General features: G+C 61.8%; 11 protein-coding genes and 1 pseudogene. 7 read left to right on the top strand and 5 right to left on the bottom strand.

The annotated features are described in order from the left end of the window. Positions 1-381: 381 nt before the first annotated feature. Positions 382-2,286 carry an ABC transporter ATP-binding protein/permease gene (locus EOC06_RS15845; RefSeq protein ID WP_164749012.1) on the bottom strand — a complete coding sequence of 635 codons (1,905 nt, stop codon included), beginning with the start codon at positions 2,284-2,286 and terminating at the stop codon, positions 382-384. Between the two features lie 602 nt (positions 2,287-2,888). On the opposite strand from EOC06_RS15845, the gene EOC06_RS15840 reads away from it, so the two are divergent. After that, positions 2,889-3,326, top strand: a complete 438-nt coding sequence (locus tag EOC06_RS15840) for a hypothetical protein (RefSeq protein WP_128308206.1) — start codon at positions 2,889-2,891, stop codon at positions 3,324-3,326. Between the two features lie 37 nt (positions 3,327-3,363). Here the strand turns inward: EOC06_RS15840 and EOC06_RS15835 are convergent, their stop codons facing one another. Both EOC06_RS15835 and EOC06_RS15830 read right to left on the bottom strand, forming a co-directional pair. Continuing rightward, positions 3,364-4,044 carry a DsbA family oxidoreductase gene (locus EOC06_RS15835; RefSeq protein WP_128308205.1) on the bottom strand — a complete coding sequence of 227 codons (681 nt, stop codon included), beginning with the start codon at positions 4,042-4,044 and terminating at the stop codon, positions 3,364-3,366. Between the two features lie 17 nt (positions 4,045-4,061). After that, positions 4,062-5,882, bottom strand: coding sequence for an extracellular solute-binding protein (locus EOC06_RS15830; protein ID WP_128308204.1), 1,821 nt, complete (start codon positions 5,880-5,882; stop codon positions 4,062-4,064). 232 nt (positions 5,883-6,114) lie between these two features. On the opposite strand from EOC06_RS15830, the gene EOC06_RS15825 reads away from it, so the two are divergent. After that, the gene (locus EOC06_RS15825) at positions 6,115-6,744 is read left to right on the top strand and encodes an invasion associated locus B family protein (RefSeq protein WP_127270670.1); all 630 of its coding nucleotides are present in this window, start codon (positions 6,115-6,117) and stop codon (positions 6,742-6,744) included. Between the two features lie 71 nt (positions 6,745-6,815). Here the strand turns inward: EOC06_RS15825 and hspQ are convergent, their stop codons facing one another. Beyond that, a complete protein-coding gene (gene hspQ, locus EOC06_RS15820) occupies positions 6,816-7,139 on the bottom strand; it encodes a heat shock protein HspQ (protein WP_164762658.1) in 324 nt (107 codons plus the stop codon). A 125-nt stretch (positions 7,140-7,264) separates the two neighbouring features. On the opposite strand from hspQ, the gene EOC06_RS15815 reads away from it, so the two are divergent. Beyond that, positions 7,265-8,227, top strand: coding sequence for an AEC family transporter (locus EOC06_RS15815; RefSeq protein ID WP_128308203.1), 963 nt, complete (start codon positions 7,265-7,267; stop codon positions 8,225-8,227). On the opposite strand, the gene EOC06_RS15810 is transcribed toward EOC06_RS15815, so the two are convergent. After that, the gene (locus tag EOC06_RS15810; RefSeq protein WP_128308202.1) at positions 8,204-9,415 is read right to left on the bottom strand and encodes a UbiH/UbiF family hydroxylase; all 1,212 of its coding nucleotides are present in this window, start codon (positions 9,413-9,415) and stop codon (positions 8,204-8,206) included. The genes EOC06_RS15815 and EOC06_RS15810 overlap by 24 nt on opposite strands. A gap of 71 nt (positions 9,416-9,486) precedes the next feature. On the opposite strand from EOC06_RS15810, the gene EOC06_RS15805 reads away from it, so the two are divergent. The 4 genes and pseudogenes from EOC06_RS15805 to EOC06_RS42635 all read left to right on the top strand — a co-directional run. Continuing rightward, the gene (locus tag EOC06_RS15805) at positions 9,487-10,425 is read left to right on the top strand and encodes a DUF2182 domain-containing protein (RefSeq protein WP_128308201.1); all 939 of its coding nucleotides are present in this window, start codon (positions 9,487-9,489) and stop codon (positions 10,423-10,425) included. Between the two features lie 14 nt (positions 10,426-10,439). Next, on the top strand, positions 10,440-11,054 hold the full coding sequence (locus EOC06_RS15800) for a DUF1326 domain-containing protein (protein WP_127321883.1): 615 nt from the start codon (positions 10,440-10,442) through the stop codon (positions 11,052-11,054). Continuing rightward, complete coding sequence (gene pcsA / locus EOC06_RS15795) at positions 11,051-11,869, top strand: phosphatidylcholine synthase (RefSeq protein WP_023811884.1); 819 nt, start codon at positions 11,051-11,053, stop codon at positions 11,867-11,869. The genes EOC06_RS15800 and pcsA overlap by 4 nt, the downstream gene beginning before the upstream one ends. Before the next feature lie 43 nt (positions 11,870-11,912). Further along, positions 11,913-12,053 (top strand): annotated as a pseudogene (locus EOC06_RS42635) (quinone oxidoreductase); the annotation flags it as partial.

Raw genomic sequence — 12,053 nt, 5'->3', positions numbered from 1 at the left:
TCGAGGCTCCCTGTTCAGGGCCTCGACAATGTCGGCGACGTGATCATTGGCTAGGATACGGGCAATCGCGACGGCTTCGTCGCTTGCCACTGTGGTAAATTCGTTCATGGCTCACTCCTTGCCGTCCGGCAGGACATGAACCATGTGAGGTCACGTCAGGGCGGACGGCTGTTGCGTTCGACTGTGACTGTCGCCAGGCATGGCGCGGTGACCTTTCCGCTTGCGGGTTCGCGTTTTTACTATCTGCAAGCGGGCGCAACATAGGAGCGCGCCTTGCCGTGTCAATCGCGGTGAGGAGGGAAAATGCCGACGAGCGGCCAAGATCGCGAGACTGTGATCGCCGGCCGCCGTTCGCCTCGGCAGACCGGGGTGGAATAACCGTTATTTCTGCTTCAGCCGGCGCGAGAAACGCAGCCACTTGTCTTCGACCGGCCTTGGGACCGGCCTTGGCTGCACCAGAATGGTGGTGAGTTCGGCGGGCAGGGTCGGAACCAGCGGCTTCTTGGTGGCGACGCCGTCGGCGATCGCGACGATGCTGTGATAGAATTCGCTGCCGGTCATCGATCTCGGCGCAACCGCCTCGTGCATGACGCTGATCACGGTGACATCGGGGCAGTTGTCCTTGATGGCCTGGTGGAAGGCGACCTTGCCGTCGGGGTCGAGCGCGCCGGTCGCCTCGTCGAGGAACAGCAGCCCCGGCTGCTGCAGCACGATGCGAGCCACCACCAGCTTCTGCTTCTGGCCGCCCGACAGCACCTGGTCCCAGCTTTTGCCTTCGCGGCTTTCGTCGGCCATGTGCTCGATGAAGTCGCCAAGCCCGGCCTTGTGCAGCGCCGACGCCACCTGCGCGTCGCCATGGTCGTGCTCGGAGCCCGGCAGGCAGACCAGTTGCTTCAGCGACACGGGCTGCAGCTTGACCTCCTGGGCGGCATAGAAACTCTTCACGCCTTCGGGGAAGACGATGGTGCCGCGGCCATAGGGCCACAGGCCGTTGATCGCCTTGATCAGCGAGGTCTTGCCGCAGCCGGACTCGCCCTTCAGGAAAGTCCATTCGCCGCGCCGGAAGCGCAGATTGGCGGCGCTGAGGAAGGGCGTCGCATCCTCGCCTTGATGCGCCAGTTCGAGCTTCTGGATGGTCAGGCCGAAAACCGGGTTCTGGCTGGTGTAGTGGAAATCGGAGCGGCCGGTCTGGCTGTAGAATTCCTGCGGATGCTGGACATTCTCGATCGCGTTGGCCAACTCGGTGACACGCTGGCTGTTGGCGCGCAGCGTGGCGATGGCGGGCATGACGTGGATGAACCACGAACACTGGCCGATCAGAGAATTGACCAGCTCGGAGCCGGTTATATAGCCCTTCAGATCGAGGCGGTTGTGGATGAACGGCACGAGGCCCGGTCCATAGGCGACAATGCGGGCGCCGATGAAATTGTAGATCAGCTCGAACGACATATAGACGGTGTTGACGATGTTCAGCCGCGTCCAGGTGCCGTCGATATCGACATAGAGCCGGCCATGCATGGTCCTTTGCACGCCTTCGCCCTGAGACGCCGCGACATGGAAGGAGCGGCGCAGGAACGTCGTCAGTTCGCCGCGATAGCTGCCTTCGGCCTTCTGCATCCTGACGTTGAGGCGCTCGAGCAGGCCGCCGAGCTTGACGGCGATCCATGTGTTCAGCGGCACATAGGTGGCGACGGCCAGGAAGGCCAGGATGGCGCTGCCATAGCTGCCGAGGAACTCCAGCCCCTTCACCTCGACGGAGTTTTCGAGCAGCTTCTGGCCGACGAAGAAGAGCGAGGTGGCGACGGCCAGTACGCCCATGGCGAGCCCGATGGCGCCCCCGGTCATGTCCTTGATGGATTCCTGGACACGCTGGTCGATATTGTCGGGGGCCGGTGCGCCGCTGCCGGTCGATGCATGCTGGGCATGGAAATGCGTATGGTTGCCATCTAGCAGCGCTTCATTGAAGCGGCTGTCCAGCCAACCGCGCCATTTGCGGTGCAATGTCGCCGAGACAAGATTGCGGATGCCGGTAAAGCCAGCGTCCTTGAGTACGACCAGCAGCACGAGGACGCCGGCATTGACCAGCAGCGAGCGAAGCGGCGTGGTGTTGGCGGCGTCATGGAAGAAGGCGATCGAATTGACCAGTTCGCCGGAGGCTTCGGCGAACCAGACACCGGCCTTGCTGGACAGCGCCGTGAGCACCGCGATCACCAGCGTCAGCGTCCAGGCTTCCTTCCAGCGGTCGGAAACCCAGTAGGCCCGCATCAGGCCCCAGAAGCTGCGCATCGACGACACCGGCGTCAGAAGCGATCGCCCTGCGGCATCGCGAGGTGTTTTTTCCGGTACTGACTCTTGCGATGGTCTACCGACCCGAATCACGATCCCGCCCAAACCTTTTTTCTTTTGTTACGGATGGTAACACCAATTGATCATTTTCCATTAATTTAAAACCGGCCCGACCGGATTGCCCCGGCAGCCGTTGCCGTGAGGCAACAGATTACACGCTGAAATATAGCGACAACGGTCGGCAATAATCAAAATATCGATATTGATTTCAGATACTTGATCTTCAATAAAATGCCGTCGATGGAGCTTCCCCTGGGGAAGGCTTTCACACGGTTTCGTGAACTCGAAATCGTGTCGAGCGGTCGGTTTTCTCACTGCGGACGGCCCAGAGAGCTCGAAAATTTGCGGTTCGTGACTCGCCAGGAATGCCGTGGTCGTCCTTGCCAGGGGCAGGAAGTGACGGGAGAATCGATCGAGCGGCGCGTTCCGTCTTGTCCGGTCAGCTGAGGGACTGCGTTTGACAATTCATCCGCTTGGGGTTGAACCTTGCCCGCCATCGTCGACACTCATGCATGTCCGGTTCTCCAACAAGGAAGCTCCCAATGCTTGCACGCGCGGCCGCAATCCTGTCCCTCTTCGCCTGGCTGCCCCTCGTACCTTTGGCGCATGCCGGCGCGCAGAGCATCCCGGCCGGCGCCGAAGGCCAGATCGAGTTCAACACGCCGTCCGGCAACATCGGCTGCATCTACACGGCCAAAGGCGGCACCGGCACCTATGAGCCAAAGGATGGCGGCCCGGAGCTGAGTTGCTCGCGCGTCGAGCCGAGCTACGTCACGATTATCCTGGGTCCGAAGGGGCCAGCCACGCTGATCAAGAACCCGGGCGAGCAGGGCTGCTGCAGCGATGTCGACAAGCTTGGCTACGGCAACAGCTGGAGCGCCGGGCCGTTCTCGTGCCAGTCGTCAACCAAGGGACTGACCTGCACCGCCACGAACGGCCATGGATTTTTCATCAGCAAGGCCAAAGCGACGGTGAAGTAACGTTTGCTGCTGTCGCGGAGAGGAGAGGGCGGTCGGCTCAGCCGGCCTTGTCCAGTTCGCCGCGCGCCTTGGCGGCCGCCACCTGGCGAATGGCATCGGCCAGCGTGTCGGCATCCTGTGCGCCCATGACCGCGTATTTGTCCTCGAGCAGGAAGCACGGCACGCCAGAAATGCCCATGCGCGACGCGGTGGCGATCTCGGTGCGCACCGCCTCGACATCGGCCTCGGTCGGCAAAAGCGTGGCGACCACGGACGCATCCGTGCCGGCCTCGCGCGCCGCCTCGACCAGCACGGCATGATCGCCAATGTTGGCGCCTTCCTCGAAATTCAGCTGGAACAGCCGGCGCACAAGCCTGTTCTGAATGGCTTCGCCGGCGGCACCTGCCCAGCGGATCAGCCGATGCGCATCCAGCGTGTTCGGCGCCACCTTGATGGCGTCAAAGGCGAACGAGATGCCTTCGATTTCGCCCAGCGGCTCGATGCGGGCGTGAATCTCGCGGATGCGCTGATCACTGCCGAATTTTGCCAGCATGTATTCGCGGCGGTCCTTGCCTTCAGGCGGAATGGTCGGATCGAGCTGGAACGGCCGCCAGCGGACATGCACGTCGACATCGCCGACGGCGGCAATCGCCCTGTCGAGCCGCTTCTGGCCGATGAAGCACCAGGGACAGACGACATCGGACACCACATCGACGGTGATGGCGTTCAATTCGCTCATCTCGATCTCCTGATCCCTCAGTTGGGTTTGCGCCACCATGTTGGCAGTTGATACCCGAATATGGGCGTCTTTTGCGGATGTTCCAGGTAGTTCCAGTAGGCAATCCATTGCTGCGTGTTGTGCTGCATAGGCACCATGTAGTTGCCGGAGATCAGCAGCCGGTCGAGAACGCGAACGGCGGCAACATAATCCTCCTTGGAGCGGGCGCGCAGCATCGCCTCGATCGCCGCGTCCACAGCCGGATCGGCGACGCCTGCGAGATTGAACGAGCCTTCCGTCCTGGCCGCGGCGGAACTCCAGCGCCCGCTCTGCTCGATGCCGGGCGACAACGAATTGTTGAAGCCGCTCGATCCGATCAGGACCTCGAAATCGAAGCGCTGCTTGCGCGACTGGATCTGGTCGCCGTCGAGGCTGCGAATGGTGAGATCGATACCGATCTTCTCCAGCGTGCGCTGGTAGATGCCGGCAAGGCGCTCCTCGTCCTGCGACGCGGTCAGGATTTCGAAGCTGAAGGGTTTGCCTTGGGGATCGAGCATCGTTCCATTCTGCACGTGGTAGCCGACACTTTTCAAAAGATCGAAGGCTGCCTTCAGCACGCGGCGGTCCTGGCCCGATCCGTCGGTCACCGGCGGCCGCCATGTACCGTCCATGACATCGGCCGGGACGCGGCCGGGGTAGGGCGCCAGAAGCGCTTTCTCCCTGTCGTCGGCCGGATGGCCGATCGCGGAAAGCTCGGAGTTCTGCCAGTAACTCATCGTGCGCGTGTATTTGCCGCCGAACAGGTTCTTGTTGGCCCATTCAAAGTCGTAGAGCATGCCGAGCGCGCGCCGCACGACAGGGTTGGCGAATTTCGGCAACCGCGTGTTGAACAGGAAACCGGTCACCACGGGCGGAATGCCGGTGTCGAAGGTTTCGGCGACGACGTCGCCCTTGTGGTAGGCCGGAAAATCGAGATCGCGCTCGCGCTTCACCGGATCACTGTCGTCGTCGATGGCGCAAAGGCCTTTCTTGAACGCTTCGAGCTTGGCGTTGGCGTTGAGGAAATACTCAATGGTGATCTGGTCGTAATTGTCGAAACCGCGCTTGGCCGGGACGTCCTTGCCCCAGTAGTCCGGGTTGCGCTTGAACACGATGCGCTGGCCGGGCTGCACCTGCGCGATCGTATAAGGGCCGCTGCCGATCACCGGCTTGAGCGTCGTCCTGTCGAAAGTCTCCTTGTCGAAGGCGTGCTTCGGGACGATCGGGGTCAGCGCGATGATCAGCGGGAATTCGCGATCGGCCTTGTCGTTGAAGGTGAAGCGCACGCTGTGATCGCCGGTCTTTTCGAGCTTGGCGACCCTGGCCATGCGATCGCTGTAAGGCGGGCGGCCTTTCTCGGTGTAGACGTCATAGCTGAACAGCACGTCCTCCGGCGTCACCGGCTGACCGTCCGACCATTTGGCCTTCGGATTGAGATGGAATTCGATGCTCTTGCGCTCCGGGTCCATGTCGGCGCTGTCGGCCAACAAACCGTAGAGCGTGAAAGCCTCGTCGGCATTGCGCTGCATCAACGGCTCGAAGACTAGATTGCCGAAGATCGTATCCATCATGCCGCGCGCCGTCGTGCGCAGGCTCTTGAGGATGAAAGGGTTCAGATTGTCGAAGCTGCCGACGACGCAATAGGTGATCGAGCCACCCTTCGGCGCGTCGGGATTGACGTAATCGAAATGCGTATAGTCGGGCGGCAACGCCGGCTCGCCCTGCATGGCGATAGCGTGCTTCGGCTCCGATGCGGCCGGCTGATGCGAAAGGGCGAGAAACGATATCCCGGTGATCAGCCAAACAACAACGCGGCCCATGACCGTCTCCTTACTGGGTCGGCTTGATGATTCGGTGTGCACCCTAGCATGAGGCGGCTGCGCGCCGGCCAACCGCGCGTTCAACAATTGCTGACGCCGGGCTGGATTCGGCATCGCTTGCAGTGTAACACGCCCTCCGAAGTCATTCTGTTGCCTCATTTCGGCAACAGGTAGCTGGACCACACGGCACGAAGAAGCCGGTCCCGGGATCATTTGAGAGGAAGTGCACGACATGACGAGCCTGAACAGCAACGCGTACCGCCTGTCGGTCATGGCCGCTGGCGTGGTCGGCTTTCTCGGCGCAGGACTTCCCGCTGCTTCCGCACAGCAGCAACAGCAGATTCCGCAAGGCTGGTTCAAGGCCTGCACCAAGCAGGAAGACGTCGACATCTGCAATGTCCAGAACATCACCACCGCCGGCAACGGCCAGCTGGTCACTGGCGTCAGCCTGATCGAGCTGAAGGGCAAGGTGAACCGCAAGGTGTTCCAGGTGACGGTCCCGACCGGCCGTCTGGTGCCTCCCGGCATCGGCCTGCAGATCGACACCGGCAAGGCGCAGAAGCTCGACTATGTGATCTGCTTCCCGGATCGTTGCGTGGCGGAAGTGCCGCTGACCGATCAGCTCGTCGCCGCCTTCAAGAAGGGCCAGGCGATTACCCTGACCTCCGTCAATTTCCAGAACCAGCCCAATCCGATCAAGGTCGCCCTGCAGGGCTTCAGCGGCGCCTATGACGGACCGGCGCTGCAGCAGTCGGACATCGAGGACCGGCAGAAGAAGCTTCAGGACTTCGTCGCCAAGAACAACCAGGATTTCGCCAAGAAGCTCAAGGAAGAGCAGGACAAGGCGAAGACCGCCAACTGATCGGCCGATATCGCCGAGCCACAAAAAAGCGGGGTCATGCCCCGCTTTTTTTGCGCCCATCTCTCCGCGGGTTAATGCCTCGACTGCCGTTTCGGCTGGTAGCGCCCGTCCGGCTTCTTGTCGAACATCTCCTTGATCTGCGGATGCCGGACCGGCTCCCCCGACTGATCCTCAAGCAAATTCTGCTCGGAGACGTAGGCGATGTACTCGGTCTCCGAATTTTCGGCGAGCAGATGATAGAAAGGCTGATCCTTGTGCGGCCGCACGTCGGCGGGGATGGCTTCGTACCATTCGTCGGTGTTGGCGAATTGCGGATCGACATCGAAAATGATGCCCCTGAATGGAAACAGCCGGTGGCGAACCACCTGTCCGATTGCGAATTTGGCTGTTTTCATCGTACTCACCACTGAATTCCTTGGGCTTATTTGGCGCAGACCGCGCATCAATTCAATCCCGAGGCGCTTGACGCCCTATTAAGCAACGGGCTAGCCCGGCGCCAGGGTTTCGGACCAGCATAAAAATGTCTGACGTCATCGGTCTTGTTCTTCCGTTCTTCGGCTTGATTTTTGTCGGGTTTCTGGTGGCGCGCATCACCAGGCAGCCGCTGGAGGCGCTCGGCTGGATGAACACGTTCATCGTCTATGTCGCGCTGCCGGCACTTTTCTTCCAACTGCTTGCCAAGACGCCGTTCGAAGACCTGACGGAATGGCGCTTCATCTTCGGTTCGGTCGTCTCGACCTTCATGATATTTTCCATGATGTTCATGGGGTCGGTCCTGACCTCGCGCGGCGAGATAGCGCAATCGACCATCAAGTCGCTCGCGGCCGCCTATGGCAATATCGGCTATATGGGACCGGGCCTGGCATTGCTGGCCTTCGGCGAGGAGGCGGCTGTGCCGGTCGCCTTGATCTTCTGTTTCGAGAACATCATGCATTTCGCCATCGCGCCCATGATGATGGCGCTGTCGGGCGACGACAAGACCACGCCTCTCCGGCTTGCGCTGGGTGTCGTGCGCAAGATCGTGCCGCACCCGTTCATCATCGCAACCGCCCTGGGCGTCGGCGCCGCCTATATCGGCTTTCGACCGCCCGTGCCGGTGGAGCGCTTTCTGGAATATCTTTCCCGGGCGGCCGCACCTTGCGCGCTGTTTGCCATGGGCGTCACGCTGGCGCTCAGGCCGCTCAATCGCGTCCCGCACGAGATGGTTCCGATTGCGGCGCTGAAACTGATCCTGCACCCGTTGCTCTGCTATGTCGTGCTGAGCTGGATCGGCAATTTCTCGGAGACATGGGTCTTCTCGGCGGTGCTTCTGGCGGCATTGCCGACCGCCACCAACGTCTTCGTCATCGCCCAGCAGTATGGCGTCTGGGTACAGCGCGCGTCGGCCAGTGTGCTGATCACAACCTGTCTATCGGTCGTGACTGTCACCGGGCTGCTCTACCTGATCCGGCACGATATCCTAGCGCCGGACCTGTTTCCCTAACCCGCCGGCAAGCGCGGCAAAACCGCTGCCGGGACGAAGCCCCTCGCGCATGAAAAAAGCCCGAAGCGGCGCGAAGCCACCGAGCACGCCGAGCCCGGCCACGCGGGCCATCTGGGCCGGCAGCATGTCGGAAAGCAGCGACATGTTGAGCAGGTTGACCGCGCCGCTACGCGCCAGAATATCGGGGCGGCGCTTGAAATCATAGGCCGCAAGCGCCTTGGCTGCACCCGGGTCGGCTCGATTTTCACAAGCGATTCCAACGAGATCGTCGACGTCCCTGATGCCGAGATTTAGGCCTTGCGCACCAATCGGCGGAAACACATGGGCGGCTTCGCCGACCAGCGCCACCCGATCTCGGGCGAAACGCAGCGGTGTCACCGCCGATAAAGGGTAGATCTGCCGGCCCGGCTCGACCGTCACCCGGCCCAGCATCGACTGCATCTGCTGTTCGACCCGCTGAGAAAGCGTCGCATCGTCCAGTGCGGCGAGGTCGGTCGCGGTCTCGGGCTTGACCACCCAGACCAGGCTGGAGCGATTGCCGGGCAACGGGACCTGCGTGAACGGACCGGTCTCGGTGTGGAATTCCGTCGAGGTGAAAGCGTGGTCGCCGCTATGGCCGAAATTGAGGACGAGAGCTGCCTGCGGGTAGGACCGGGCCGAGGTCGAGATGCCGGCCGCCTGGCGCGCCGGTGACAACCGCCCATCGGCGGCGACGGCAAGCGATGCGTCGACCGTGCTGCCGTCGGCCAGGACGGCACGGGCGTGCTCGGCATCGAGATGCCAGTTCGCCACTATCGACATCAGCCGGTCGATGCCGGCATGCGCGGCAACGGCGCTGGCGAGTGCCGGGTTGAGGACGCTGTTGGGAAGGTTCAGCCCGAATTGGTCCTCGTCGATTTCGCTGGCACGGAAGGTGACGACCGGGCTGCGGATCAGCCGGCTGGTGGCGTCGACGATGCGCATCACTTTCAGGGGCGCCGCCTTGGATTTGACGGCTTCGAGCACGCCAAGCCGGTCGAGCACTTTCAAGGCAGGGTTCATCAGGGCCGTCGTGCGGCCGTCGGGGGCAGTGGGCTCCGGCCCGACCAGCGTCACCGGGAAACCTTGGGCGGCAAAACCGAGCGCCGCGATCAGCCCTGCCGGCCCCGTGCCGGCAACCAGTATCCGCGCAGTTTTCTGATGCTCCAAGATCGGCTTCCGGCTTGCAATGCGAGGCGGGTCCAACCGACCTGCCGTTCGATGAGCATATAGGTCAGATCATGCCGCTTGATCAACGCGGCGATTCGGCCCATTCGGATGTCATGACCGGCCAGCAGGACGACTTCAGCCATCTCGACCGCGCCGGCCGCGCCATGGCCGGCATCGCGCGCAATCCTCGCGTCACGGTAAACGTCGTTGTCGGCGCTTGCATCCTGCTTGCCTGGCTGTCTCTTGCGGCGATGGCAATCCGCGGGGCTGAAACAGGGATTGCGGGCGTCGGCGCCCCTGGCGACACGATCCTGCGCAGCCTGCCGCAACTGCCGCTGCCCGATTTCCTGGAACGGTTCTTTGTGCTGTGCCTCTCACCGGTGCCCTTGGACGCAGATCTCGGCTTGCAGGCCGGCGCGCTCGTTTTCATGTGGCTCCTGATGGCGGTCGCGATGATGCTGCCTTCGGCGGCGCCGATGATCCGCACCTATTGCGAAATCACTGACACGGCTCGCATCAAGGGCGAACCGGTCGTTCACCCGCTGGTGCTGGTCGCCGGTTACCTAAGCGTCTGGCTCGCCGCTTCAATGATGTTCGCGGCGCTGACCTTGGCCGCCCATGCATTCGCCTTATCAGCCGGGATGCTCGATCCGGTCGCCGGCCTTGCCGGTGCGCTCGCTCTCGTGATTGCCGGCCTCTACCAGTTCAGCGGCCTCAAGGAAGCTTGCCTGAAGAAATGCAAGAACCCGTTCTCGGTCCTGTTTTCGAACTGGAGCGCAAGGCCCCTTAACATCTTTCGGCTCGGTGTCGCGCAAGGTCTGTGGTGTCTCGGCTGCTGCTGGGCCTTGATGCTGGTGATGTTCGCCGTTGGCGTCATGAACATTTTCTGGATGGCGTTGATCGGGCTGTTCACCCTGATCGAAAAACAAACAGCCAGCAGGGTTCCAACCCGGCTGGCCGGTGCGATACTGCTTGTCTGGGCAGCCGCGCTGCTAGTAGTCTCGCTATGAGTGGGGGAAAATCGATGGCAGACCAGAGCTGGGCGATGAAGGGAGAGCTCGTACTCTCCTGCAATTGCACGGTTTTTTGCCCCTGCGTGCTATCGCTTGGCAATCATCCGCCGACCGAAGGCTATTGCCAGACCTGGGCGGGGTTTCGTATCGATGCAGGCCATTTCGGTGAGGTCGATCTGTCCGGCCTCAATCTCGGGCTGATTATGGAAATCCCCGGCTACATGAGCCGCGGCAACTGGACCGCCGGCCTGTTCATCGACAGCCGAGCCTCGGTCTACGCGGTCAAGGCGCTGACCAAGATCTTCACGGGCAAGGCAGGCGGAACCACATCGCTGCTCTCCATCCTCGTCGGCAAATTCCTTGGCGTCGAGCAGGTGCCAATCACCTATGAGACGCGTGACAAGACGCGTATCTTCCAGATACCGAAGATCATCGACGGGGCGGTGACACCCATCCCCGGCAAGGACCGCGACAAGGACACGGTGATCAGCAATTCGGAATACTGGATCGCTCCCGAGATCATCGTGGCCAGGTCCGACAAGAGCAAGATGCGGGCTTTCGGCCGCAACTGGAATTTCGCCGGCCGTTCGGCCGAAATCTGCAAGCTGGATTGGCGGGGCCCGTGAGCAAGAACACAACGGCCCGAAAAGCCGCCAAAAAGATCACGGACCGGATTCCCAGGCCGAAGAAGAAGGTCACCTGGCCACAGGCGCGGGCGTTCTCCGTCCATCTCTTGACCGCATCAGGCTCGTTCCTGGCCTTCCTGTCGCTTGTGGCGGCGAGCGAAGAGCGCTGGACCGCAATGTTCTGGTGGCTCGGGCTGGCATTGTTCGTCGACGGCATCGATGGACCGATCGCCAGAAAGCTCGAGGTCAAGGAGATCCTGCCGACATGGTCGGGCGAACTGCTCGACAACATCATCGACTACGTGACCTACGTGCTGATCCCGGCCTTCGCGCTCTATCAGCGCGGCTTCATGGGCGAGGGCCTGTCTTTCCTGTCGGCGGCGATCATCGTCGTGTCCAGCGCCATCTACTATGCCGACACCGGCATGAAGACGAAGGAGAATTTCTTCAAGGGATTCCCCGTGGTCTGGAACATGGTGGTGTTCACCCTGTTCGTCATCGAGCCTGGGCAATGGGTTTCGTTCGCGGTGGTGGTGGTGGCCGGCGTCCTGACTTTCGTGCCGATCAACTTCATCCACCCGGTGCGGGTGGTGCGGCTGCGGCGCATCAACCTCGGGATGACTCTCTTGTGGTGCGCTTTCGGGGCGCTTGCCCTGGCCCAGGCGGCACTGGCCGCCTTCTACGATCAGATCGGCGTGCTGGGCGAGCAGGTCAGCACCTTCACCAAGATCGGCATTACCATCACCGGGCTTTACCTTGCCTGCATCGGTGGCATCATGCAGTTCTTTCCCAATCTCGGTGCCAAAAAGGCTTGATCAGCCGCTCCCACAGGAAGCCTAGCCCACAGGAAGCCCAGCAATGTCGAAAGCGATCCGCATTCACGCCAATGGCGGCCCGGAAGTTCTGACCTATGAGGACGCTGACCCCGGCCAGCCGGGATCCGGGCAGATCCTGGTCCGGCACACCGCGATCGGCCTCAATTTCATCGATGTCTACCAT

Origin of the sequence: Mesorhizobium sp. M7A.F.Ca.MR.362.00.0.0 (assembly GCF_004023175.1) — a bacterium.
Lineage (GTDB): Bacteria > Pseudomonadota > Alphaproteobacteria > Rhizobiales > Rhizobiaceae > Mesorhizobium.
The sequence above is the reverse complement of the archived record's forward strand: the minus strand, read 5'-3'. Positions and strand labels throughout refer to the sequence as shown.